Source organism: Hyphomonas neptunium ATCC 15444 (assembly GCF_000013025.1).
GTDB lineage: Bacteria > Pseudomonadota > Alphaproteobacteria > Caulobacterales > Hyphomonadaceae > Hyphomonas > Hyphomonas neptunia.
In genome coordinates, this window is the sequence record NC_008358.1 from 3,182,972 (window position 1) to 3,207,844 (window position 24,873).

The window sequence follows — 24,873 nt, forward strand, 5'->3', positions numbered from 1 at the left end:
TCGTGCTCCCCGTGGCTCCTGCCAAAACCTTACTGGACTGCCGACGAAACGGCGCCGGATTCCTGGCTCGAGCGTTCCGATGCGGTGGATTCACCCGCGCGGAACTTCTCGAGAATGACTTCGCGGCGCGCCAGATCCGAACGGTCCAGCGGGCGGTTGCCCAGAAGGTCGGCTGGGTCAATGATCATCGCAGCGAGATTGGTGCGCACCGAGCAGCCGAGTGTTTCCATCTGATTATTGGAATCGATGTTGCTGAAATCGACCGTCGACTTTGGCGGACAATTTGGCGCAATCGCCTCATAGCTCTGATAGGCAAGGATCATCGGCTCACTGACGGAAGAACCTGACCCGTGAGCTGTGCCGGAAATTTCCTGATACTCAACGCCCATATCCCAGGCGATGGCGCGTGCCTCTGCCACAGCGGCCACAGCCAGCTGGGGATTGGACGAAACCTGGGGCATCGACAGGACGAGCGGACCATGACCCCGCCGCACATATCCGCGCATGAAATCCTGGATGCGGGCGCGGTCGGAGCTGGAAAGCTCACCGGCATAGGCGTCAATCGAAACCTCAAGGAACTCGGTGCGCTTCTCGACCTTGATGGGATTGAGGTCCAACGGCGAAGTCTCCAGGTAGGCGGCGGGAACCGCGGTCGGCGCGACGCTGGCGCAGGCCGTGATCGCCGCGGCGCCGGCGCCCAACGCGATGAGTGTTTTCAGTGAACGGATGTGACGGGTCATGTCTGTCTTGCCCTACTCTTCCATAAAGCCCACGGGGGCGCGATAGTCATCCGGCTTGATGGGAGCGCCATCACGGCCATAGGTTTCATTCAGCTTGCCGAAGAAGATGGTCTTGGCGTCCGATGCGTTGGCGTAACCATCGGCCGGCGTCACCATGCTTGCCTTGTTGGTAGCGCCGACGAGATAAGGCGTTACCATCACCACCAGTTCTGTTTCTTCCGACAGGAAGTCCCGCGACTGGAACAGGGATCCGAGGATCGGCAATTTCTTGAGGCCGGGCAGCTGGTCGATGGTCTGACGGTCTTTCACCGAGATGAGACCGGCCATCATCATCGAGCCGCCCGAGGGAAGCTCGACCACCGATTCAGCGCGCCGGACGGACAGGGCCGGCAGTGTGGCGCCCTGGATGATGGTCGTGTTGCCATCTCCATCGGTGATGGTCTGAGCCGCGCCCTGGAAGGCGCCCTGTGAGGTCAACTCGGACACTTCGGTCGAAACCTTCAGAGATATGCGGCCCTCGGACAGCACGACCGGGGTGAAGGCAAGGCCCACGCCATAGGGCTTGAACTCAACCGTGATCTGACCGTTCTGGTTCTGGCCGACCGGCACGGGGAACTCGCCGCCCGCGAGGAATTTGGCGCTTTCGCCCGACATGGCGACGATGTTGGGTTCTGCCAGTGTGCGGACGATACCTACCCGCTCCATGGCATCGATCGCGGCGCCGATGGAGGATTGCAGACGGCCATTGTTGTAATTGGTGTATCCGGTTTCCAGTGAGATGCCGCCCAGCGCCTGTCCCTGAACGTTGAAGCCGCTCGACGCGCTGCCGCTGATCGTATTGCTGGAGGGGCCGGCTGGCTGGAGCATTTCGACAGCGGTGCCTTGACCGGTCGTGTTGTACTCGCCGGAATCCGGATCGAAGAACAGAGGCAAGCCGCCCTGGAAAACCTGCTGCAGGGTCTGGTTTGCCAGTTCGCCGAAGCTGGTGGCGCCCGAGAGATTGATACCAAGCTGTTTGATCACGCTGCGCTGCATCTCGACGATGCGCACTTCGAGCATGACCTGATCGGCCGCGTTGACGTTCAGCATGTTGACGATCTGGAGTTCACCGCCCCCGGCCGATTCCGGGAAAAACGCCTTTACCAGTTGGCTGACCTGATCAGACTGGGAGAGGTTGTCCACCATGCCGGTCAGGATGACGCTGCCATTGAAGCTTTCGATCTTGACGCGCGCATCGGGAATGTGGCGCGAGATGGTCTCTTCGAGCGCAGCAAGATCGGTCTCAACCATGATGTTGAGATCAAGCAGGGTGTTGCCGGCCCGGTCAAAGATCAGGGCATTGGTCTGTCCGAACTTGATGCCCCGGAAGATGATCCGCTGCGCGGTCTGCACGACAGCGTCGGCAATCTCCGGATTGGAAATGACCACATCGGCGGCAGGTGCTTCCAGATCGACGATCATCGACTTGTCGACGCCCAGCGTCACGCGGCGGGAAACGGCCTGGTCACCCGGCTTGGTGATGCTGGTGCCCATGCCGTTGGGAATGGTCTGGGCCAACGCGAAGGGCGCTGGGAGGATTGCAACTATGGCAGCGCAGGTCAGCGCCTTGATCGTGCGCATGTTCAGTTGCTCCCCATGGCCGTAAGTGTCGGCTGGCTGTTGCGGATAATCATGACCGCGCCTTCCCCTTCATCCCCGCCATTCAGCTCGAGGCGCGGCTTGCGCGGAGAACTGACGGCAAGGTCGTTGAGCGGGCGCAGAGCCAGCGAAAGTTGTCCCTTGCTTTGGGAAAGGGCGACGAGCTCGGCCTCGGACGGCAGCACTTCAAGCGTGGCTGTCTGGCCGATACGCGTGGATTCTTCGGGCTCACCGGGTGCATAGGTCTGGTCGATTGCCAGAACGCGGACATTCTGCAGGACCGTCATGGAGACAGTACGCGCCGAGGTCAGCCCGTTCGTGGCCGATGGGGTCTGCTCATAGGTCAGGATCAGGTCGACCCGGTCATTTGGCAGGATGAAACCGCCTGAAGCGGACTCGGGCGAGATGCCAATCGAGACCGCGCGCATGTCTTCACCCATCAGGACGGGCAGAAGGCCCGCCTCGCCGCGCTTCACGACGCGCTGCGGCATGATGGGCTCAAGCTTGTAGATCGGCATTTTGACGACCGCGCCGGTCAACTCTTCAACGGCGCCGGGCGCGGCGGTCTCGGTGTATTGCCCTTCGGCAACGCCCAGTTCCGGCCAGATCGACCATTGCAGGTCTTCCGCCTTGATCTGCTCACCAATGGTCAGATCGCGGCTGGCGGTCAGAACCTTGATTTCCGAGACCTGCTCTTTCTCGATGATATTATTGTCGCGGGTGACCGTTTCGGTCACGACCTGCGGCTGGCTCATCCGGCTTACAAGCAGGGCTGCCCCGCCGGCCGCCACAAGCGCCAGCAACAGGATGATAATGCGTATAGGCGACATGCGGCGCCACTCCCTCCGAATTCCGCAAACAAAGGTAAATGTTTGCGGCCAGCCAGTTCATACTGTTCGGAAAATTGCATGCGCCGCCTAAAGGATCGTTAACCGGTAATTCCGGCGGCCCTGAAGAGATCAGCAAGCAGGGGCGACGCGGAACCCGCCAGGATCGCGCCGGCGGCGATCGCGACGCCGTAGGGAACGCTGGCTTTGTCCTGGAACGGGGCCCGCATGAAGCCGGGGACAGCTTCGGCAGGTGTGGTGCGGCGGACCGCCAGGATCAGCATGGCGCAGATACCGCCCGCGATTGCCATCTTGAAAGCAAAGGCAAACGCCGCTTCCGGCCCCATCCACAGTACGACGGCGGGGATCATCTTGGCGTCCCCTCCCCCGAAGATGCGGAAGGCAAAGAGGCCAAAGGCAACCACGAAGGCAAGGCCGCCCGCCATCAGATGGCCGCCAATGATCTCAAGTGGCAGGCCTGAAACGGCAGCCGCTGGAATAAAGAGGCCTGCGATCGTCAGGTTCAGCCAGTTGGGAATCTTCAGCTGATTAATATCGTAGAGTGCCGCCACAACACACAGGCTGAGAAAAAAGGCTGCGAGGACCATGAGGGCCATGGGGCGTCTCCCGTTTGATTTGTCACCAACCCGCACCCTGCCGCAAAAGCCTGAAAGAAGCCTTGAAGCAGATGAACCGGGCACAAACGAAAAGAGCCGCCGGAAGACCGGCGGCTCTCTCACTATGCAATATCGCTAACTTGCAGCGAATTAGGCAGGCGCTTCGCCAGTCCGGATGCCTTTTTCAATTTCGTCGAACGTGGTGTCGACTTGGGTACCCAGAGCGGAAACACCGCCGATGATGGCGACAGCGATCAGAGCGGCGATGAGGCCGTACTCGATTGCGGTTGCGCCGGACTCATCTTTCAGAAAACGTGCAAACATTGGAAACTCCCATCATGCGTTTGAAAGTCCCGGCTTGAAACTTTTATTCCCGGAACAGGTACGGTTCTACACGAGCAGTCCTGACATCTCGTTTCCGCAAACGGAAAAATCATGAAGCAAAATCAGGGGGTTGTTTACCGATTCGGATGGGACGAATCCGGCCGTCACGCGCGCGTGATTCCTTATATATACATTTGGAAAAGTGGCCCCAGCCGCCCCCTCGCCGCAAGGCGTAGGCGGCTTCATTAGGAAATGGGAAACTAAAATCAGCGACGGTCCCTCAAACCCGCGCCGGAGCCTCCGTATAATGAAGAACGCCGTAAAGCCTGCTCTCGTCGCCCTCGCAAGCCTGTTCCTGGCAGGCACTGCCTTCGCCCAACAGCTGTCTGTTGAGGCCTCCAAAACCGTACCGCTTCGCCTGACCGGCCCGGCCGCCAGCATTGTTGTCGGTAACAAGAACATTGCCGATGTGGCGGTTCATGATGACCGGCTGATCTTCGTTACAGGCAAAAGCTATGGCACCACCAATCTCATGGTGTTCAATAAGGCCGGTGAAGAGGTGTACAGCGCCGAGGTTGTTGTCACCGCCAACTCATCCAGTCTGGTGACTGTCAATCGCGCCGGCCAGAACCAGACCTATGACTGCGCGCCTGTGTGCCGCTCGGCCCTGACACTGGGTGATGACTCGGAATATTTCTCCGGCCTCATTCAGCAACAGATACAGACCCAGGCTTTGACCGACGGCAACTGAGGCGCCGTCTCTCAGGACAAGATGCATGAAATTGCATTGACCTGATCAACGGGACACAAACCGGAACATGATAGGTCTTCAGGCTGATCCCAGTGGGGAAGTTCGCCTGATGATGCCCAGCGCCCGATACAGCCTTGCCGCGCGCCTGCGTGAGCGCTTCAGCAGCTATGCCAGCGAAAATCGCGGCGTGGCTGCGGTGGAGTTCGCCCTGATTGCGGCGCCCTTCTTTTTTCTGATTTTTGGCCTGCTCGAAGTGTGCATGATCTTCATCATGGCCGCGATCCTGGATCATGGGGTTGCCAATGCTGCCCGCCCTCTTCGCACCGGCGCAGCCCAATCCGCCGGTATGTCCGCAGAAGAATTTCGGAGCGCGCTGTGTAACGAAATGATGGGGATGATGGATTGTGAGAACCGCCTCTACTTTGATGTTCAGACAGTTAGTGGATTCTCCAGCACACCATCGGGATCGCCCATCAACGTCGCCGGTCTGATAGATGACGAAGATTTCGGATTTGCGCCCGGTGGACCAAATGACATTGTCGCCGTGCGCGTGTTTTACGAGTGGGATTTGTTCACTCCCGGCATCACAGCGCCGCTCGCCAATTTGGCTGAGAACAGGCACCTGATCCAGTCCAACGCTGTGTTCCGCAATGAGCCCTTCGGGAGTGAATCAGAATGATGTTCCGTCAGTATTTTGAGGCACGCCTGTCTCGGAAGAATGCTCCGCGAAAGCGCGGCGTCAAAAGTCTTTTGCGAAATGAGGACGGTGTATCCGCTGTTGAATTTGCAGTCATTGCACCCTTGATGGTACTGATTTTCTTCGGCTGTATCGAACTCAGCTTTCTAATGCGGGCTGACCGGCGCGTGACGGCGACTGCTTCGAGCCTTGGTGATCTCACCTCGCGCCTGGCCACGGTCACCGATGCTGACATGCGTGAGCTTTACAATGCCGCTACCGTGATGATGCAGCCCTACCCGGCCTCGGAAACCCGCATGCGCATCACGTCCATCGAGGACAATGGCAACGGCCAGAAGCGCGTTAAATGGTCTGATGGACATGAAATGACACCGCGCGCGGTCAACTCGCTCGTCAATATACCTGATGGCATCGTGCCGAGCCCTGGCTCGGTGATCCTCACCGAAGTGGAATATGATTATTCCAGCGGCTTTGGCTTTGTGATCGATACGTCAACCACAATTGCCGACAGCTTTTACCTGCGCCCGCGGCGCGTTTCGAATATCGAGCGTAGCCGGAGCGGCGGCAGCGCGCCGGCCTTTGGGCCGACGAGCTAGGCCACGCGTCGCGGCGGTGGGTCGGACTTGACCGTCAACAGGACGGCAAGGCCAAAGAAGAACAGAAGCGCAATCGCCGACATGCCGATCCGCTGGTCACCAGACCAGAGGGTAAACTGCTCGATCAGCAGCGGGCCAAGCCAGACCGTGACCGTGCCGGCAATCGCAAACAGCCCGAAGAACTCGCCCCGCATATGCGGCGGCGCGACATGGATCAGCATCGAGCGGCTGGACGAAATGTTGGCCGTGGCGAACACCGCGATCAACGCGCCCTGAACAAGGTAGATCAGGTCTGACGAGCCGGAAAAGAACGGCGCGTTCCAGACTGTCACGTTTGGCACCAGGCCAAAGAAGGCGGAGTCCCGCGTTACTGACAGGCCGAGGAACAGGATGACGACGATGGCCGCAATCTCGACAATCAGCGCGTTTTTCGGGCCAAGCCGTTGATCCAGCCAGCCGCCGAAGATGCCGCCGGCAACGCCCCAGGCGGACGCCCAGATGGCATAGATGGTCAACTCTATGAGGCCCCAACCGAGAAACAGGCTGACATAGACGGCCCCGATGGTGAGCAGCGCAAACATGCCGTCGGCATAGATCGTCCGGGCGATGAGGAATTTGAACGCTTCACGGTGCTGGGCCGCCTGCCGGATGGTGCGGATGACGCCTTTGGCGCCTTCGCTGATCGCCCGGAGCGGCGGCGTGCCCCGCACGCCCGTATCCTTCGCATAGAGGAAGAACGGGATCATGGCGGCAAGCATCCACACGCCGCAAATCGGACCGACAATGCGGAACTGTTCGAACTGGGCTGCATTAATCCCGAAAAGAGGCTGTGCGAACGGCCAGGCAAGGGCCAACGGCAGCGCGAACATAAAGACGATGGCGACAAACATCAGCGTCGCCATGCCGTTGCCGAGCGCCAGCCCCAGGCCCGAGACGGCAGGCAGGGCATCCAGGCGCGCAGCGTCCGGCAGCATAGAGTTATGCGCCACCTCGCTATAGCTGTAGCAGACATAGGCAATGATCAGCAGCGACATGATCGCTCCGGTCGAGAGACCGGCAGGGCCTGGGATGGCCCACCAGAGCGAAATGCCGACCAGCGAGATCAGCGACAGGCAGAAGAAAATGAGCGGTTTGCGGCGCAGGCCCCGGTCAAACGCTGCGCCGAGGAAAGGCGCTGTGAGCGCGGCTATATAGCCTGCGGTCTTGGAGAGGTTGGCGACCATCGCCTGGCCTTCGGCGCCGGCAACCCTGCGGGCCTCATCCGGGGAGAGGCCTTCCAGCCGGCCGCTGGCGAGGATGTCGGCCCCGACAATGTCGCGCGCAAAATAAGGCGCGAACACATAGATGACGATCAGGATGTAATAGGGGTTCCGCGCTGCCTCGAACCAGGCCCAGGCAAAGCCGGTCTTGCCGAGCGCGCCGCCCTCCCCGAGATGTTTGTGAGGCGAGGTACCGCCAGCAGCATCCACGATCGCTTGAGCCATTCGCATCCTCCCGGCGCGTGTGCCCGCGCGTCTGTTTGGCGAGACTAGACGCTAATCCATAAAGCGGAAGGTGGTTTTGTCTGTGACCTTGCGTCAGCCCTTGAGCCTGGCCTCAAGCTCTCCGGCATAACGGGTAATGTCCCCTGCCCCGAGGCAGACCACCATCGCGCCCGGCCCTGCCAGCGTCTTCACCACCTCTGGAAGCTCAGCCAGCGATGGCAGCGCGCGGGCGCTGCGATGACCGTTACGCTGGATCGAGCGGACAAGGGTCTCATGGGTAATACCGGGAATCGGCGTCTCGCCTGCTTCATACACCGGCGCGACCAGCACATGGTCAGCCTGGTCAAAACAGCGGGAGAAGTCTTCAAACAGGTCTTTCAGGCGCGAATAGCGGTGAGGCTGGCAAACAGCGATCACTGTGCGGTCGGCCTGCATCGCGCGGGCCGCTTTCAGCACGGCGGCAATCTCCACCGGGTGATGGCCATAATCATCGATAATCTTGACCGGCTCGCCGCCGGCAGCCGGCAGCCATTCGCCCACGGGTGTAAAGCGCCGCTTCACGCCGCCAAAACTCGCCAGCGACGCGCTGATCTGCTCGTCACTCGCGCCGAGTTCCAATGCCACGGTGATAGCGGCCAGTGCGTTCTGGACATTATGCTCCCCTGCCATCGGAAGCGTCAGCCCCTCGATACGGCGCGGCGCCTCGCCCGCCCCCCGGCGGATTTCGACATCGAAATGCGCGCCCTTGAGATCAGTACTCAGATTGACGGCGCGCACATCGGCCTGGAGGTTGAAGCCATAGGTGATGCGGCGACGATCAGTCACGCGGGCGGCCAGCGCCTGCACTTCCGGATGATCCGTGCACAGAACGGCGAATCCATAGAAAGGCAGATTTTCAACGAACGTATCGAACGCTTCGCGCAGCTTATCCATGGTGCCGTAATGGTCCATGTGCTCGGGGTCGATATTGGTGACGATGGCACAGGTCGGGTGGAGCTTAGCGAACGTACCATCGCTCTCATCACTTTCGACCACCATCCAATCGCTTTCGCCCGCTTTGTAGTTCGAGCCATAAGCATGAATGATGCCGCCATTGATCACCGTCGGATCAATGCCCGCGCCATCCAGCAGGCAGGCGACAAGCGAGGTCGTGGTTGTCTTGCCATGCGTGCCCGCGACGCACACGGTGTATTTGAGGCGCGTGATTTCCGCCAGCATGTTGGCCCGGCGCACGACGGGAATGCCTGCCGCGCGCGCAGCCTGAACTTCGGGATTGTCCCGCCGGATGGCGGTAGAAATGATGACCGTGCCGGCGCCCACCACATTCTCAGGCTTGTGCCCGATGAACACTTTCACGCCGCGCGCGCGCAGGCGCTCGACATTGGCGCTGTCAGAAACATCCGAGCCCTGAACCTCATAACCCATGGTGAGCATGACGTCGGCAATGCCAGACATACCGATGCCGCCAATGCCGACTATATGGGCAGGGCCAACAGGAAAGGGTGTGGGGGTCGTCATGGGAAACCTTGAATCCTACATCGTTCGCCGCGTCAGAGACATGAACAGGCCGACGATCGCAACCAGCAGCATCACACCAATGATCAGCGCCAACCGGCCCTCACCGGCCACTTGCGTGCCCTCGACCAGAGCTTCCACATGCGAGAAGTACGACATCCAGAAAACGCCTACCGTCACCCCCCATGCCGCCGAAAGCAGCCGGGACGATCCCTGATTGAGCGTGCGCAAGCCGCCCCAGATGAGCGCGCCGGCCGCAATGAAATCGACCACCCAGAAGGGCCAGGGCTGCCAGCCGCCCCAGTTGCGCACAATTTCGGCGATTGCGAGAAACACCCCAAAGATAAGGGCAATGAAAGCAGACTTGCGGATCATAGTTCTGCGATCCTTTCGGCCATTTCCGCCAGTTTCTGGGCCGCATCCGGGCGGGCTGCAGATTTCGCCGCAGCCGCGCGGGCCGTCAGGTCTGCGCCATCCGACAGCCGGGCCGAGATCAACTCGCCCAGCAATTTGGGCGTTGCATTTGTTTCCAGGATCATGTCGGCTGCGCCAATGGCGGTCAGCGCCTCAGCATTCGCGGCCTGATGGTCATCCATGGCAATCGCCAGCGGAATGAGGATCGACGGGCGCCCGACAGTGGCCAGTTCGCTGACCGTGCCCGCACCCGACCGGGCAATCACGAGATGAGCTGCAGCCAGACGCTCAGGCATATCCCCGAAGAATGCAGCAAGCTCGCACTCAATCCCGGCGCTGCGGTAGAGGTTGGAGACGCTTTCGAACTGCTCCTCGCGCACCTGCTGAACCACCTTGAGGCGCACGCGCAGCGGCGGGGCAACATGGTTGGCAATCGCCAGCGGCACAATCTCGCCAATGATGCGTGATCCCTGACTGCCGCCTGTAATGAAGATGTTGAGCGTACCGTCCGTAGGCGGAAAAGGCACCTGCCCCGCCGCGATGATGGGCGCGCGCACAGGGTTGCCGATGACCATATGCGCCGAGCCGCGCGGCAAGCGGTCGAGCCGTTCAAAACCGCTGGCGACAAGCTGTGCGTGCTTTGCAAACTGCCGGTTCACCCGGCCGAGGACGGCGTTCTGCTCATGGATGATGATCGGCACTCCGAGCCGCCGCGCCGCCGCCAGAGCCGGAAAGGCAGGATAGCCGCCAAAGCCTGCAACCAGCGCCGGGCGATGCTGTTTCATCAGACGCCGGGCACGGGCAATGCCTGCATTGATCTTGAGCGCCGCGCCCGGAACGGTCCAGGGCTTGCGAAAATTCGGGCTGGCCGCCTCGATCTCTTCCTTCCAGTCTGCCGGGAAGTCCGCCGCATAGCGCAGGCCGCGCGAATCTGAGATCAGCGCCGTATTCCACCCACGCGCGCGCATTTCGTCGGCAAAGGCGCGCGCCGGGAACATGTGACCGCCGGTGCCTCCGGCCGCAATGATGACGAGTTTTTCAGTCCCGGTGTCAGCCATACTGGCCTCGGCTCCTTGTGCCTTCTCCGCGGACGAGAGCAAGCGCAAGGCCGAGCGTCAATCCCATACCCACCATGGAGGAGCCTCCATAGGAAACAAAAGGCAGTGTCATGCCCGTTGGCGGCAGGACAGCCAGATTGACGCCGATGTTCACCGCCGCCTGAAGGCTGAACAGGGTAAAGAGACCTGCCGCTGCCGTGCGGGCATAGCCATCCTCGATGCGGGCCGAGGCGCGGAAGCCGCGAATCGCCATCATCGCAAAGATCGCCATCAGCACGATGATTGCCACGAGGCCAAACTCTTCGGCCATCACAGCGAAGATGAAGTCGGTGTGCGCGTCCGGCAGGCGCGCCTTGACGAGCCCCTCCCCCGGCCCAACGCCGAAGAGACCGCCCCGGCTGATGGCCTCAGCGGCCTTGTCGAGCTGGTAGCTGTCGAGTGGCTCGGGATTGAAGATCATATCCACGCGCCGCTTCACATAGGGCAGCAGGTTGTAGAGGAAGAATGCCAGCGCCCCGCCGCCAACGGCAAACACCGCAACCCAGCGCTTGGGAAGCCCGCTCACGAAAAAGGTAATGATAAAAGCAAAGGTCAGCAGAGCTGACTGGCCAACATCCGGCTGCATCAGAAGCAGGCCGAGTGTGACGGCATAGAACAGGAACGCGATCAGCGCCCACGGCCCTTTGGGATAAAGCTCCCGCTGGGCCAACAGCCAGCCGCACAGCAGGATCAGCGCCGGTTTCACCATCTCGCTGGGCTGGATTGAAAACCCGGCAAAGCGCAGCCATCGCTGCGCGCCCTTGGCCTCATGCCCGATGCCCAGCACGATGACCATCATCCCCAGACTGACGAAAAAAATCATCGTGGCCGCGCGGCGCGCCCATTTCCGGTCCAGGAAGCTCATCACTATCATGATCGTGAAGCCGATGGCGGCGAGCGCGGCCTGCCGGTAGACGAAATGGTAGGCATCGTCATAGCCGATACGCGTAGAGGCTGATGGCCCTGCCGCCAGCGACATCAATAGACCGATGAACAGCAGCAGAACCGCGCCGGCCACCAGGCCCCAGTCCAGCGTGCGGCGCCATTCGGTAAACCAGGATGTATCCGAACGCGGCAGAAGCGGTGCGTTGGCCGTATAGCTCACGCGGTCACCTTGAGGCTCGCCGGCACAATGCCGTGCACGAGCGTGCGGAACGCATCGCCCCGGTGTTCGTAATCCTTGAACTGGTCAAAGCTGGCGCAGGCGGGCGAGAACAGGATCACGGCGCCGGGCTCGCCGGCCGCTTTCGCGTCGCGGTAAGCGGCCTCAACCGCGCGGTCCAGCGAGCCGCAAACCTGTGAGGGCACCTTGCCGTTCAGGGTCGCGGCGAAGGCGTCTTCGGCCTGGCCGATCAGGTAGGCCTTGGTGACGTTGGGAAAGAGCGATGCGAGCGGGGCAATGCCCTCCGCCTTCGGAACACCCCCGGCGATCCAGTAGATGTTCTTGAAGGAGCGCAATGCCTGTTCGGCGGCCTGGGCGTTGGTTGCCTTGGAATCATTGATGAAGCGAATGCCGTCGAGCTCGCCAACTGCTTCCATCCGGTGGGCGAGGCCAGGGAAGGTGCGCAGGCCCGCCATGATCGTTGCCGGATCAAGGCCGAGCGCGCGGCAGGCGGCATAGGCAGCGGCTGCGTTCTGGTGATTGTGGCGCCCGATCAGCGCCGGACACTCATCCAGCTTGCCGACAAATTCAGCCTTGCCGGACTGGTTGTCATAAAGGCGGCCATCAACCGCGCTGATGCCCTTGCCGAGGGTGTAGGTGGAGGAAATCTGCACCACCTTTTGCGGCCCCTTGGCCGACAGGCCAATGGCGATCGATTGGGTGTAGATGTCGTCAAAACCAATGACGGCGACATTCTTGTCCGTCTGGTTCTGGAAAATGCGCATCTTGGCGGCCTGATAGCCATCCATCCCGCCATGCCGGTCCAGGTGATCGGGCGAGAGGTTCATGAAGACGCTGACATCGCAGTGCAGGCTTTTGACCAGATCAAGCTGGTAGGACGAAAGCTCCAGCACATAGATGGCGTTGGAATGCAGGGCAGCGAGATCGAGCACGCCGGTGCCGATATTCCCGCCGACGCGCGCGTCCCGGCCAGCCTGTTTCAGGATATGGCCGATCAGCGCGGTGGTCGTCGATTTGCCGTTCGTGCCCGTGACAGCGACAACCTTCGGACGCGCCCGCTCAGGCAGAGCCTGCACCGCGCGGGCAAAGAGTTCCATGTCGCCGATCACCGGAACGCCGGTCATCTCCGCCATGCGAACGAGGCGGTGGGGCTGGGGAAATTTGAACGGAATGCCTGGTGACAGGACGAGCGCGGCAAAGGTCTGCCAGTCACGCTTGTTGATATCGGAGAGGGCAATGCCGGCAGCTTCCGCCTTGGCACGGGTTTCCTCATTATCGTCCCACGCATGGACGCGCGCGCCGCCAGCCTTGAGGGCTTTGGCCGCGCTGAGACCGGAGCGGCCAAGGCCGTACACCGCAACGTCTTTTCCAGCGTATTCGGTAATGGGGATCATGGCGCGCGGGTTACCTCAGCTTCAGCGTGGCGAGGCCCGCGAGGGCGAACAGGACGGAGAGTATCCAGAAGCGCACGACAACGCGCGTTTCCGGCCAGTTCTTTTTCTGGAAGTGGTGGTGCAGCGGCGCCATCAGGAAGATGCGCTTGCCCTCACCCGTCAGGCGCTTGGTGATCTTGAACCAGCCGATCTGCGTCAGCACCGAAACCGCCTCGATCACGAAGAGGCCACCGATCACCACCAGCGCAAACTCGTGCTTGGTCGCAACAGCTACGACGCCGAGCATGCCGCCAAGGCCGAGCGAGCCGGTGTCGCCCATGAAGACCTTTGCCGGATAGGCATTGTACCAGAGGAAACCCATGCCCGAGCCGATCAGCGCGCCGAGGAGCACGGCCAGCTCGCCTGCCCCCGGCGCAAACTGGATGCCGAGATAGGACGCGAACACAAAGTTACCTGTCAGGTAGGCAATCATCGCATAGGCGGCGGCGGCGAATGTCATCGGCACGATGGCGAGGCCGTCGAGGCCATCGGTGAAGTTCACCGCATTGGCCGCCCCGACGATGACGATCATGCCGAAGAGGATGAAGAAGCCACCGAGCGGCAGGAAGTAGTTGTTGACGAAGGGCACGGCGACGCCGCCCGAGAAGTTGGGATCGGCCGGCTCAACAGAGGTCTGCGGCGCAAAGCCTGCAATCCATTCCGCCAGCGGATTGAACGGGCCCCATTCGGCATGGCCCGCCGGGGTGTGGGCGCCGTGCAGGCCCATGATGATGGCGCAGGCAAGCGCGGCAATACCAAAGCCCGCAATCAGCCGCGCGCCGGCAGACACGCCGTCGGTCGACTGCTTGGTGACCTTGGCATAGTCATCCAGGAAGCCGAGGATGGCATAGGAGAAGGTGACGAACAGGGTGACCCAGACGTAAGGGTTCTGAAGGTTGCCCCACAGCGCCACGCCGACAATCAGGCCCAGCCAGATGAGAAAGCCGCCCATGGTGGGCGTGCCCTGCTTGGACAGCTGCATTTCCAGCGACAGGTCGCGGATCGGCTGGCCCTTGCCCTGACGGGCGCGCAGGAAATTGATCAGCATGTCGCCGAACAGAACCGTCACCAGAAATGCAGTGACGACCGCCGCACCTGTGCGGAAGGTGATGTAGTTCAGCAGGTTGAAGAGACCGCTGTCTGCGGCCAGCAGTTCGTACAGCATCAGCTTACCCTCGCAGCCCCTTCTGGACCGCCATCCATCTTGCCCAATCCGGCCGGCACGCTCCATTGGCGCAGCCGGTCCGCTATTCGACCCATCCCGGACGCATTCGACCCTTTGATCAAGAGAACATCCCCAGCGCGGAGTGCTTTTTGCAGTTGATTCCACAACTCATCCGCTGTCGGAGCAGATACCTGCTGCAGATCGCGCGGAAGCGCCTCGGAAAGGTGTTGCATTTCAGCACCAACCAGGAACACACCGTCAACGCCCGCTTCCACCACGGAACTGGCAAGCCCCCTGTGTTCTGCGGCCGAGGAATCCCCGATTTCCTTCATATCGCCCAGCGCCGCTAGGCGGCGCGTGCCAGCGCGTTGAGCCAGGCCCTTGAGCGCCGCACGCATGCTGGCAGGATTGGCGTTGTAGGCGTCATCAATCAGCGTGATTTCGCCGATATCCGGCAAAACCAGCGTTTCGGAAGTGCCCCGGCCGGGCGGTGGCGCGTAACCAGACAGCGCCTCAGCGCAATCCTTGACCGACAGGCTGGCCTGGCTTGCCGCCAGCAAGGCAGCAGCGACATTCTGCGCCCAGTGAGCGCCGACGGCGTTCAGCGTGACGGCGACGCGCTGGCCCACAATGCTGACCTCAACGCGGCTGGTGCGGCCATCGGTTTCATACGCCACGATGCGGGCCGTTGCGTCCGGAGACGCCCCGAATGTTTCAACATTGCCTGTCGGACAGAAACTCCGTGCCCGTTCGGAAAGATAGTCTAAAAAGGTATCATCCGCGGGCAGAATGATCGTGCCGCCGGACTCAAGCCCGGCAAAAATGTTGGCTTTCTCTTCGGCAATCCCCTCGACCGAGCCAAGCCCTTGCAGGTGGGCGGCAGCGATACAGGTCACAATACCGGTATGCGGGCGCACCATCTGGCTGCGCGGGGCAATCTCGCCGGGCGTATTCATGCCGATCTCGAAGACGGCGCGCTGCGTTTCTTCCGGCATCCGGGCCAGCGTCAGCGGCACGCCCCAGTGATTGTTGAAGCTCTTGACGTTCCAGTGGGCCGGGCCATGCGCGCGATAGATCTGCGCCAGCATTTCCTTCACCGAGGTCTTGCCTGCGGACCCCGTCACCGCTGTGCGATGCGCGCCGCAACGTACCCGCGCCGCAATGCCCATCTGCGTCAACGCCTCAAGCACATCCTCAACCTGCACGACCGGTCCGCCCGGCATGGGACGGGAAACAAGCGCGCCCGCCGCGCCTGCCTTGAAAGCGGCCTCGACGAAATCATGCCCGTCGCGCTGATCTTTCAACGCCACGAACAGATCGCCCTTCTGCAGGGTGCGCGTATCGATCGAAATCGATCCCGTCACTTCAAACGCCGCGCTGGCGTCGCCGCCGGTGGCAAGCTCCATGTCGCTGGAAGTCCAGAGGGGGCGGTTCATCGCACAAGCCCTTTCAGGGCGGCCAGCGCCTCATCCTGATCGGAGAAGGGCAGAACCTGCGAACCGATGATCTGGCCGGTCTCATGTCCCTTGCCGGCGATCACTAGCGTATCGCCTTTTTTCAGTTCACGGACCACCGCATGGATGGCCTCTGCCCGGTCGCCGATCTCGCGCGCGCCCGTGGCGCCGCCCAGCACAGACGCGCGGATCTTTGCCGGATCTTCCGAGCGCGGATTGTCATCGGTCACGATCACGTCGTCGGCCTGCCGGCTGGCGATCTCGCCCATGATCGGCCGCTTCTTAGCGTCCCGGTCGCCGCCACATCCGAAGATCACCTTCAGCCGTCCTGCCGTATGCGGACGCACCGCCCGCAACAGAACGTCCAGCCCGTCGGGCGTATGGGCATAATCCACGAACACGGCCGCGCCGGTCTCCGTCTTGCCGACAAACTCCAGACGCCCCTTGACGGGCTTGAGGTTTGCCAGCCCGTCAGCCACAGCCGGAAATTCCATGCCCAGCGACAGGCAGAGCGCCGCCGCCGCCAGCGCGTTCAGCGTCTGAAACTCGCCGATCAGCGGCAGCTCGATGGGCTTTTGCTCAACGTCTTTCCAGTAGAGAAACAGCGTCTGCCCTGTCGCCTTGGGCATCAGCTCATCGATCCAGAGATCTTCCCCGCGCCAGCCGAACGACACCACCTGCAGGCCCGCCTTGCGCGCGGTCTCCTCGACCGCTTCGCGGTGATCGCTGTCAGCATTCACGATGGCCGGAATACCCCTGGGCGCCAGGTCCCGGAAGAGGCGCACCTTGGCGTCCAGATAGGCTTCCATCGTCGCGTGATAGTCGAGATGGTCCTGCGTCAGATTGAGAAACGCCACGGCGGACAGATCAACGCCGTCGAGGCGGTGCTGCTCCAGGCCGTGGCTGGAGGCTTCCATCGCACAATGTGTCACGCCCTGCCGGGCCAGCGCTTTCATCGTTTCACTGACGGTCACGGGATCGGGCGTCGTATGCCCGATGTCCACCTTGCCGGCCGGGCCAATCGCGCCGAGCGTGCCCATCGAAGCGGCCTTGATGCCCGCCCGGCTCCATATCTGGCGGGCAAAATCCACGGTCGAGGATTTGCCATTGGTGCCGGTCACCGCGACGACGAATTCAGGCTGCTCGCCATAGAACCGCTTGGCCGCCAGCGCCAGCGCGCGGCGCGGCTCATCAGCCATCACATGCGGCACAGATACGGCGCCGATGCCGCCATCGGAAAGAATTGCGGCGGCGCCCTGCGCCACGGCCTGGGGCACAAACTTGCCCCCGTCATGCACGCTGCCTTTGAGCGCCGCAAACAGCCAGCCAGGCTGCACCTTCCGGCTGTCTGACGTCATACCGAGTATCTCGGTCTCGCCATTCTCGGCGAGGGGGAAAAGGTCCGAGAGTTTCAAAGTTCGCTCCTGTTCTGGGAGAGGGCCTGAGGCGGCGCTGTGGCAGGCCGGAGATCCTCAAATCGCGGATCGACCTCAAGCAACGGCGCAACGCGCTCAATGATGCGCCCGGCAACCGGCGCGGCATTCACTGCGGCGGTCATGGTTCCGTCCTCGATGGCCTTGGGCTCATCCAGCGTCACAATCAGGGCATATTGGGGGCTGTCTGCGGGAAACACAGCAGCAAAGCTCGAAACGTTCCGGTCCTTGGCATATCCGCCCGCAATCGGCTTTTCGGCGGTGCCGGTCTTTCCGGCCACCCGGTATCCGGCAACATCAGCGCGCCGGGCTGTCCCCTGAAGTACGGTGTCACGCATCATCTGCGTCACCAGATGGGTGGTTTCCTCAGAGAAGAGACGCACGGGCGCCGGCGCGGCAATATCGCCCGCATCGGCCCCCGCCTCGACAAGCACGGGCGCGATCATCAGGCCGTCATTTCCGAACGCCGAAAAGGCCAGCAGGAACGCCAGCGGCGTCACGGAGATACCGTGCCCGTAGGACACCGTCGCCGCCGTCACCTCATCAAACCGCTCCGGCATCAGCGGCGCGGCCGATCCTGGCAGATCGATCGGCGCCCGGCGCGTCAGGCCCGCGCGCTCCAGGAACTGCTGCTGGCGCTGCGTGCCCAGCGCATAATTTACCTGAACGGTGCCGATATTGGAGCTTTCCGAGAGGATCTTCCAGACATTCGCGTCACGGGCAAACCAGTGCGTGTCCGAAATCCGCCGCCCCTGAATGAGCAGGGGCTGGCCGACCTGAAACCGGTCTTCCGGCGTGATCGCCCCGACCTCAAGCGCGGCGGCAATGGTGAACGGCTTGAAGATCGAGCCCAGCTCATAGACCGCGCTGATGGCCCGGTTGGTTCGGGCCGGATCATCCGCAGGCGTATCGCTGGCGCGGTTGGGGTCAAAAGGCGGCCAGCTGGCCATGCCGCGGATTTCGCCGCTGCGCGTATCCATCAGGATCGCCGCGCCGCCCTTCATGTCATAATCCATGGCGGCCGTCGCAAGCTCTGCCTCCAGCGCCGCCTGCGCGCCGATGTCCAGCGTCAGACGAACGGGGTCTCCCCCGCCCTGCAGCGCTTCATCATGGGCCAGCTCGATGCCGGCGATGCCCTTGCCGTCGACATTGGTGAAGCCCAGCACCTGTCCGGCCAGAACACCGCGCGGATAGGCCCGGCGCGCTTCCTCGCGGAAATCGAGCCCCTCAAGGCCCAGCGCCACGACATGCTCGCGCTGGCGCGGCGTCAGTCCCCGCTTCACCCAGACAAATTTACGGTCAGGATCAGACAGTCGGGCACCGAGGTCTGCCTCGCTGAGATCGGGCAACACGCCTGCCAGCTGTCTTGCCGCGTCCGCGCCGTCCCAGATCAGGCTCGGATTGGCCCAGAGTGACCAGGAGACGACCGAGGTCGCCAGCAATTCGCCATGCCGGTCGACAATGTCCGCACGCGTTTCGAGAGAGGCTGCCACGGGATATACTGCGGCATTGGACGGCGCATCCGACAGCGCCAGAAACCCGCCCCGGCCCGCCATCAGCACGAAGAGCAGGCCGATGGCCAGCCCGACGAGCCGTGTACGATCCCGGGAGGCTTCGCTCATCTGGGCGCCTCCGCAGGCGTTTGCGCCGGTGAGGCAGCGTCGCTGCCCTCTTCATCTTCGGAGACTGCATCTTCGGAGACCGTCAGCGCCTGAAGCGTCGTCACCGGCGGGCCAACCACTTCGTCCAGATCACTTTCATTGGCCATCTGACCGGGCTTGGGCGGGGCCATGCCCAGCTCCTTGCGGGCAAACTCCTCGATCCAGTCGCGCCGGCTCATATGCGCCAGCTCAGTCTCGAGCAACGCCTTTTCGCGCTGCGCTTCCTCAATCTGGGCTTCGACCGCCATCAGCTCGGCGGCCGTGTCCTTGGCGCCGTATTTTGCCCGGTAGAGGCTGAAAATCAGCAACCCGGCGACCAGAAGACCAAAGAAAAATACCTTGCGGCTCATCGCGACTTCTCCAGCTCCGCGAGCGGCGGCAAGTTCATACCGTCGCTCGCCTCATCCAGGGCCGCGTCCGCGTTGGTGCGGATCGCCGCCCGCAACTTGGCAGATCGTGCGCGTGGATTGGTTTCCACTTCCTTTTCAGACGGCTGCACCGCCTTGTTTTCCTGCAATTCAAAGGCGGGCGCCGGGCCTTTGGACATCAGCGGCATGTGGCGCGAACCGCCCGGCACCGCGCCTGCCCGCTCGCGCAACCATTGCTTGACGAGCCGGTCCTCCAGCGAGTGGAACGTCACCACCACCAGCCGCCCGCCGGGCTTCAATATGCGCTCTGCTGCGCGCAGGCCGCGGGCCAGCTCTCCCAGTTCGTCGTTCACATACATGCGGATCGCCTGAAAGGTCAGCGTCGCCGGGTGCGACCGCGCCCCGCGCCGTCCGCCCACAGCTTCCTCGACAACCGCCGCAAGATCTGCAGTGGTTTCAAACGGAGCCTGTACCCGGCGCTGAACCAGCACGCGGGCAATCCGCCGGGAGTTTTTCTCTTCGCCGAGGCGGAAGATCACGTCCGCCAGGCCCTTCTCACTCATCGTGTTGACCACATCGGCAGCCGACGGACCACTGCCGCCCATACGCATGTCGAGCGGGCCATCCTTCATGAACGAGAAGCCGCGATCGGCCTGGTCGATCTGGAAGCTGGACACGCCAATATCCAGCACGACACCGTCTACGGACGCATGCCCGGCCTGCTCGGCCAATGTATCGAGATCGCCAAAACAGCCCAGCAACGGCACAAGGCGCGGATTGGCCTGCGCCATCTTCTCTGCCCGGACGATCGCGTCGAGGTCGCGGTCAATGCCGAGTACGGTGCAATTGGCGGCCTTGAGAATGGCCGTTGTGTAGCCGCCACCGCCGAATGTGCCATCGACGATCACCTCGCCGTCAGCCGGCGCGAGCGCGGTCAGCACTTCGGCCAGCATGACCGGCAGATGGCCCGGCTCGGCGGGGCTACGGGGCGTGGTTCGCAAAGACATCAGCTGCCCTCCCCGCCCCGGCCAGCCGCCATCCGGCGCTGACGCACCCGGTTATACGCGGAGGCAAAGGCATCGAGCGTTTCGGGCGCGGTAACGATGGAGCGCATCCGCATCTGGTGCAGACTGAAACGCTCGGGATTCCAGATCCGGAAACTGTCCATCTGGCCGGAGAACTTGATCTTGCCGCTGAGCTCACCGGCTTCGCAAAGGTCTTCAGGCAGCTTCACCCGGCCGGTATCATCAATCTTCAGCTCGGCGGAGGCCGCAATGATACAGGTCACGATCGCCTCACGGATAGGGGACTGCAGCGGCAGCTCGGCCAGCGTTTCACGATAAAGCTCCATCAGCTCCTCGCCGCCGCCTTCCAGTGCACCCGAACCATCAGGCGCCTGCCACACGAAAACGCGGCTCGATCCGCCCAAAGCGGCGCGGAAAGGCGCGGGTATCGAAACCCGTCCCTTTGCATCAATAGCGCCCTCATAGGTGGAAACGAACACCCGCCTAGCCCAATCTTGTTTGCCTAAACCCCGCCATGGGTAAACCATGTGTAAATTTGGACTATCATGGGCACGCATGGGCCTCAATGGGCACCGCTGGTGAATCGAAATTTCCACATTGGACTAATTCAGGAACAAAAGGCGCTCACTCACGGAACGCCACATGACGACCCTTTGGGACGGCATGGGGCGGCGCCCAAAACCCGAACGGAAACCGGGCCTTATCCCACCGTGTTGCGATACCGCATCGCTTGCCCGCCGGAGATGCACACGCGCAGAACTTTTACACTTCGTTACCAAGAATACATGCCTGACGCCCGGAATCCCCGCATTTCGGCAAAAAAGAGCCCCCAGGCCCATAAAGGCCCAGGGGCTCCCATGTTCTGGTCATGATCTGGAACCGGAAACCGCTCAGGCCGGCTCTGCCGCCAGCGCCGCTTCGGCTGCCAGCACCCGCGCCGCAGCGTTCACCACCGCGCCAATCCGGATCGCGGCCTGGATCTGCTCGCTGGTCACGCCATGCTTGCGCAGCTCGGCCTCATGCGCGTCCAGGCACATGCCGCAGCCATTGATCGCCGACACCGCCAGCGACCACAGCTCGAAGTCCACCTTCTCGACGCCCGGATTACCGATGACGTTCATCCGCAGGCGCGCCGGCATCGTCGTATAGGTCGTGTTCGAGACAAGGTGCGTGGCGCGGTAATAGACATTGTTCATGCCCATGATGGCGCTCGCCGCCTTGGCCGCGTTCAGCGCTTCGACCGACAGCTTGCCACGCGCTTCTGCTTCAATGGCGCGCAGGGTCTGCGCTTCGCCAACGGCGTGCGCCGAGGCGAGATAGCAGCCATATTTCTGCTGCTCGGACAGGATCGTTTCATTCGCCAGGGAGCCGATATTGAGACGGATGTCCTTGGCGTAATCGGGGATCAGGGTCTTCAGGGTTTCAAGCGACATGAGCGCGCTCCTCTGAGAAATCGGGAATGAAATAAGGGAATAACCAGCCGGTCCCAGGCCGCGCCCACCATGAGTGGGGGGACGCGGGGCGGGCGCAGGGCCCGGAACCGGCTGGCATTCAGTCGTGCTTAAGCAAGCTCAAGCGTCTTGCCGCCGACAGGGCGGTTGCAAGGGCAAAGCTCGTCGGTCTGCAGAGCGTCGAGCACGCGCAGGGTGTCCTGCGGGTTACGGCCAACGTTCAGGTTGGTGACGTAAACGTGCTGGATGACATTGTGCGGGTCGACGATGTAGGTCGCGCGATAGGCAACGCCGGCGCCTTCTTCACGCACGCCGAGGCCATCAACGAGCGAGCCGTTGGTGTCTGCAAATTGCCAGATCGGCAGTTCGCGCAGGTCGGCGTGTTCCCGGCGCCAGGCGAGCTTCACGAACTCATTGTCGGTCGAGCCGCCAAGGATAACCGCGTCGCGATCAGCAAACTCAGGCGCAAGGCGCGCAAACTCTGCGATCTCGGTCGGGCAAACGAAAGTGAAGTCCTTCGGATAGAAGAAGATGACCTTCCAGAGACCGGGGAAGCTGTCCTGGTTCAGCGGCTCGAAAGCGCTTTCACCATTCTGTTCGTGTTGCATGAATTTCGGCTTCACGCCGGTGATCTGGAAGTCAGGCAGTTTCTGGCCAATGCCAAGCATGGGAGGTCTCCTAAAACGGGATTTGTAGCCTACGTCGGTGGCTGCAGGCCGTACCGAATTGGTGCACTGCACGCAATAAATAAAATTGATAATTCCGATTAATAATATAGATTATGTCTATGAACATTCCCACGCTGCGCCAGCTTCAATTCCTCGTAGCACTCGGCGAATCGGGCTCCTTCTCCCGTGCCGCCGAGGCATGTCACGTCACCCAGCCCACCCTTTCGGCGGGCATAAAGGAGCTTGAAGATCTCTTTGGGGTTGCGCTTGCGGAACGCGAATCACGCGGTGCAACATTGACGCATGCTGGGGAAATCGCCGTCGCCCGCGCCTCTGCCCTGCTGGCGGACGCCCATGCGCTCGTCCAGGCCGTCACCAGCGCCGGCGCACTCTTCTCCGGCCCGTTCCATCTGGGCGCCATCCCCACCATCGCGCCCTTCGTGCTGCCCCAGATCGTGGGCCAGCTCACCCGGCGCTATCCCGATCTCAAACTCTACCTCACCGAAGACCGCACCCACCGCCTGATCGACCAGCTGCGCGCGCGCACGCTGGACGCCGCCTTCATCGCCCTGCCCTGGGAAGCGCCCGGCATCGAGATGATGACGCTCTTCGACGATGAGTTCCTCCTCGCCGCGCCGGCCGGCCACCCGCTCAGCCGCAAGAACGGCCTCTCCCCGGAAGACCTTCAGGGCGAAGACCTTCTCCTGCTGGAAGACGGCCACTGCCTGCGCGATCACGCCGTCTCGGTCTGCCGCCTGAAAGCGGGCGCCGGGCGCGAGCAGGTCGCCGCCACATCGCTGGGCACGCTCGTCAATATGGTGGCCGGCGGGCTCGGCGTTTCGCTCATCCCGCGCCTTGCCGCCGACAACGGCCTCGCCCTTGGGCCGGACGTTGCCGTCCGCTCCTTCGTCACGCCCATCATCGGGCGTCAGGTCGGCATTGCCTGGAAATCCGGCAGCCCGCGCGAGGCCGAGGCCCGCGCGCTCGGAGAGCTTGTCCGCGAACAGCTCCGCGGTCAGATCAACGCCTCGTCCCTGGCCTGAAAAGTCTTCGCCGAGCCCCCTACCGCGCGCCGCACAAGCAGAGTATCACGCGGGCATCGGGGGCATTCTGAAAAGGACTTTGCGGCGGGCATGACAGGGCGTGCAGCAACCGTCACGGGCGAGGCCGCATGGCCGTGAGTGCATCCTGGCGCGCCGCCCTGGCGGCAGGCGCCGTCAATCTCGTCCTCGGCGCAAACCTTCCTTATCTTCCCGTCTGGATGGAGCGGGTCGCGGGCATGTCCGGCGCCGAAATCGCCGGCGCCAGCACCCTCGCCATCCTTATCCGCATCTTTGCCGGCCCTTTGACGGCGGGTATCGCGCAGGATCACGGCCTGCGCGGCACGCTCGCCTCGGTCATGGTCGTAGCGCTGGCCGGTTATGCCCTGCTGGTGCCGGAGTCGCCCCGCGCGGTCGATTTCTTCCTGTGCGTCCTTGTCTACAGCGCCATGAACCTTGTCGGGCCATTGTTCGAAGCGGTGCTCGTCTTCGGCACGCGCAATGGCCGCCCCGATTATGGCGAGGGCCGCGCCATTGCCTCTGCCGCCTTCGTCGCTGCCAATCTCGGGGGCGGCGCGATCCTCGGCGCGTATGGTCCTGACTGGATACTCTTCTACCTGATCGCCGCCTCGGCCATTGCCGCGCTGGCGCCCATGTTCACCAAACAGGGCGCGCGTGCCGCTGTGGCCCGCCGCCCTCTGATCTCGACCTTCACCGACTCCTTCACCATCTACCGGATGCCCGGCGTCTTCATGTATCTGCTCGCCGCCGCCCTCATTCAGGCCAGCCACGGCGCGTATTATGCGTTCGCTTCCAACATCTGGATCGCGCAGGGCATTGATGGCGGCCATATCGGCGCGCTCTGGGCCATCGGCGTCGCGGCTGAAATCCTGCTGCTGCTGCTGTCGCGCAAGCTGCTGAAGGACATGAACTATTACGCCATGCTTTGGCTGGGCGGTATCGGCGCCCTGATACGCTGGACCGCCGCCGGCTTCGTCCTCCCGGTCGAGGCGGTCTATGTCTTCCAGACCCTGCATGCCGCCAGCTTTGCCATGACGCATATCGGAACGATGCGTTTCCTTCAGGCCGCTCTGCCCGATGACAAGCTCTCGCTGGCCTATTCGGCCAATGGCGCCCTGATCTTCGGCCCGGCCATGGCCGTCACCGGGCTTGCCTCCGGCATCGCCTATGACGCCCTCGCGCCGGGCGGCATTGAGTCCCAGACAAAGCTCTACTGGCTGATGGTTCTTGTCACGCTGACAGGCGTCAGCCTCATCTGGCGCGCCAGCCGCGAGCCGATCACCCCGGTTGAGCCCCACCCCTGAAACGCGCCGCGCCCAATCCCGCGCCTG

At 62.4% G+C, this 24,873-nt stretch carries 25 protein-coding genes; 5 read left to right on the forward strand and 20 right to left on the reverse strand.

The genetic code is table 11. The features are described 5' to 3' along the window. Positions 1–29: 29 nt before the first annotated feature. The 5 genes from HNE_RS14905 to HNE_RS14925 all read right to left on the reverse strand — a co-directional run bounded on the left by HNE_RS14905 (position 30) and on the right by HNE_RS14925 (position 4,146). Positions 30–740, reverse strand: a complete 711-nt coding sequence (locus HNE_RS14905; protein ID WP_011647987.1) for a CpaD family pilus assembly protein — start codon at positions 738–740, stop codon at positions 30–32. A gap of 12 nt (positions 741–752) precedes the next feature. Further along, positions 753–2,360 (reverse strand): type II and III secretion system protein family protein, encoded by a 1,608-nt coding sequence (locus tag HNE_RS14910; RefSeq protein ID WP_011647988.1) that lies wholly within the window; start codon positions 2,358–2,360, stop codon positions 753–755. 2 nt (positions 2,361–2,362) lie between these two features. Continuing rightward, on the reverse strand, positions 2,363–3,208 hold the full coding sequence (gene cpaB, locus HNE_RS14915) for a Flp pilus assembly protein CpaB (RefSeq protein ID WP_011647989.1): 846 nt from the start codon (positions 3,206–3,208) through the stop codon (positions 2,363–2,365). Between the two features lie 98 nt (positions 3,209–3,306). Next, on the reverse strand, positions 3,307–3,822 hold the full coding sequence (locus HNE_RS14920) for an A24 family peptidase (protein WP_011647990.1): 516 nt from the start codon (positions 3,820–3,822) through the stop codon (positions 3,307–3,309). Between the two features lie 150 nt (positions 3,823–3,972). Further along, positions 3,973–4,146 carry a Flp family type IVb pilin gene (locus tag HNE_RS14925; protein ID WP_011647991.1) on the reverse strand — a complete coding sequence of 58 codons (174 nt, stop codon included), beginning with the start codon at positions 4,144–4,146 and terminating at the stop codon, positions 3,973–3,975. A 307-nt stretch (positions 4,147–4,453) separates the two neighbouring features. Between HNE_RS14925 and HNE_RS18160 the strand changes: the two genes are divergently transcribed. From HNE_RS18160 to HNE_RS14940, 3 genes are all read left to right on the forward strand, one after another. Beyond that, the gene (locus HNE_RS18160; RefSeq protein ID WP_011647992.1) at positions 4,454–4,897 is read left to right on the forward strand and encodes a pilus assembly protein N-terminal domain-containing protein; all 444 of its coding nucleotides are present in this window, start codon (positions 4,454–4,456) and stop codon (positions 4,895–4,897) included. 109 nt (positions 4,898–5,006) lie between these two features. Next, positions 5,007–5,576: a TadE/TadG family type IV pilus assembly protein gene (locus tag HNE_RS14935; protein ID WP_233351922.1), complete on the forward strand. Its 570-nt coding sequence runs from the start codon at positions 5,007–5,009 to the stop codon at positions 5,574–5,576. Positions 5,577–5,647: 71 nt separating this feature from the next. Further along, positions 5,648–6,190, forward strand: a complete 543-nt coding sequence (locus tag HNE_RS14940) for a TadE/TadG family type IV pilus assembly protein (protein WP_267878712.1) — start codon at positions 5,648–5,650, stop codon at positions 6,188–6,190. On the opposite strand, the gene HNE_RS14945 is transcribed toward HNE_RS14940, so the two are convergent. From HNE_RS14945 to HNE_RS15015, 15 genes are all read right to left on the reverse strand, one after another. After that, entirely contained in the window at positions 6,187–7,674 is a 1,488-nt protein-coding gene (locus tag HNE_RS14945; protein ID WP_011647995.1) for an MFS transporter, read from the reverse strand. The genes HNE_RS14940 and HNE_RS14945 overlap by 4 nt on opposite strands. A gap of 93 nt (positions 7,675–7,767) precedes the next feature. Then, the gene (murC, locus tag HNE_RS14950) at positions 7,768–9,192 is read right to left on the reverse strand and encodes a UDP-N-acetylmuramate--L-alanine ligase (protein ID WP_011647996.1); all 1,425 of its coding nucleotides are present in this window, start codon (positions 9,190–9,192) and stop codon (positions 7,768–7,770) included. A gap of 15 nt (positions 9,193–9,207) precedes the next feature. Beyond that, positions 9,208–9,564, reverse strand: a complete 357-nt coding sequence (locus HNE_RS14955; RefSeq protein ID WP_011647997.1) for a hypothetical protein — start codon at positions 9,562–9,564, stop codon at positions 9,208–9,210. Then, complete coding sequence (gene murG, locus HNE_RS14960; RefSeq protein WP_011647998.1) at positions 9,561–10,661, reverse strand: undecaprenyldiphospho-muramoylpentapeptide beta-N-acetylglucosaminyltransferase; 1,101 nt, start codon at positions 10,659–10,661, stop codon at positions 9,561–9,563. The genes HNE_RS14955 and murG overlap by 4 nt, the downstream gene beginning before the upstream one ends. Further along, positions 10,654–11,805 carry an FtsW/RodA/SpoVE family cell cycle protein gene (locus HNE_RS14965; protein ID WP_011647999.1) on the reverse strand — a complete coding sequence of 384 codons (1,152 nt, stop codon included), beginning with the start codon at positions 11,803–11,805 and terminating at the stop codon, positions 10,654–10,656. The genes murG and HNE_RS14965 overlap by 8 nt, the downstream gene beginning before the upstream one ends. Next, positions 11,802–13,217: a UDP-N-acetylmuramoyl-L-alanine--D-glutamate ligase gene (gene murD, locus HNE_RS14970; protein WP_011648000.1), complete on the reverse strand. Its 1,416-nt coding sequence runs from the start codon at positions 13,215–13,217 to the stop codon at positions 11,802–11,804. Before murD ends, HNE_RS14965 begins: the two co-directional genes overlap by 4 nt. 10 nt (positions 13,218–13,227) lie before the next feature. Continuing rightward, on the reverse strand, positions 13,228–14,421 hold the full coding sequence (gene mraY, locus HNE_RS14975; RefSeq protein WP_011648001.1) for a phospho-N-acetylmuramoyl-pentapeptide-transferase: 1,194 nt from the start codon (positions 14,419–14,421) through the stop codon (positions 13,228–13,230). After that, positions 14,421–15,857, reverse strand: a complete 1,437-nt coding sequence (murF, locus tag HNE_RS14980; protein WP_011648002.1) for a UDP-N-acetylmuramoyl-tripeptide--D-alanyl-D-alanine ligase — start codon at positions 15,855–15,857, stop codon at positions 14,421–14,423. Before murF ends, mraY begins: the two co-directional genes overlap by 1 nt. Beyond that, positions 15,854–17,290 (reverse strand): UDP-N-acetylmuramoyl-L-alanyl-D-glutamate--2,6-diaminopimelate ligase, encoded by a 1,437-nt coding sequence (locus HNE_RS14985; RefSeq protein WP_011648003.1) that lies wholly within the window; start codon positions 17,288–17,290, stop codon positions 15,854–15,856. The genes murF and HNE_RS14985 overlap by 4 nt, the downstream gene beginning before the upstream one ends. Continuing rightward, entirely contained in the window at positions 17,287–18,930 is a 1,644-nt protein-coding gene (locus HNE_RS14990) for a peptidoglycan D,D-transpeptidase FtsI family protein (RefSeq protein WP_011648004.1), read from the reverse strand. The genes HNE_RS14985 and HNE_RS14990 overlap by 4 nt, the downstream gene beginning before the upstream one ends. Continuing rightward, the gene (locus HNE_RS14995) at positions 18,927–19,319 is read right to left on the reverse strand and encodes a cell division protein FtsL (protein WP_011648005.1); all 393 of its coding nucleotides are present in this window, start codon (positions 19,317–19,319) and stop codon (positions 18,927–18,929) included. The genes HNE_RS14990 and HNE_RS14995 overlap by 4 nt, the downstream gene beginning before the upstream one ends. Further along, positions 19,316–20,344 carry a 16S rRNA (cytosine(1402)-N(4))-methyltransferase RsmH gene (rsmH, locus tag HNE_RS15000; protein WP_011648006.1) on the reverse strand — a complete coding sequence of 343 codons (1,029 nt, stop codon included), beginning with the start codon at positions 20,342–20,344 and terminating at the stop codon, positions 19,316–19,318. Before rsmH ends, HNE_RS14995 begins: the two co-directional genes overlap by 4 nt. Further along, positions 20,344–20,841: a division/cell wall cluster transcriptional repressor MraZ gene (locus HNE_RS15005; protein ID WP_011648007.1), complete on the reverse strand. Its 498-nt coding sequence runs from the start codon at positions 20,839–20,841 to the stop codon at positions 20,344–20,346. Before HNE_RS15005 ends, rsmH begins: the two co-directional genes overlap by 1 nt. A 411-nt stretch (positions 20,842–21,252) precedes the next feature. Continuing rightward, entirely contained in the window at positions 21,253–21,795 is a 543-nt protein-coding gene (locus HNE_RS15010; protein WP_011648008.1) for a carboxymuconolactone decarboxylase family protein, read from the reverse strand. A gap of 128 nt (positions 21,796–21,923) precedes the next feature. After that, positions 21,924–22,481, reverse strand: coding sequence for a peroxiredoxin (locus tag HNE_RS15015; RefSeq protein WP_011648009.1), 558 nt, complete (start codon positions 22,479–22,481; stop codon positions 21,924–21,926). Between the two features lie 113 nt (positions 22,482–22,594). On the opposite strand from HNE_RS15015, the gene HNE_RS15020 reads away from it, so the two are divergent. Together HNE_RS15020 and HNE_RS15025 are read left to right on the forward strand one after the other, a co-directional pair. Continuing rightward, entirely contained in the window at positions 22,595–23,524 is a 930-nt protein-coding gene (locus HNE_RS15020; RefSeq protein ID WP_011648010.1) for a hydrogen peroxide-inducible genes activator, read from the forward strand. 128 nt (positions 23,525–23,652) lie between these two features. Next, a complete protein-coding gene (locus HNE_RS15025) occupies positions 23,653–24,846 on the forward strand; it encodes an MFS transporter (protein ID WP_011648011.1) in 1,194 nt (397 codons plus the stop codon). Positions 24,847–24,873 lie beyond the last annotated feature (27 nt).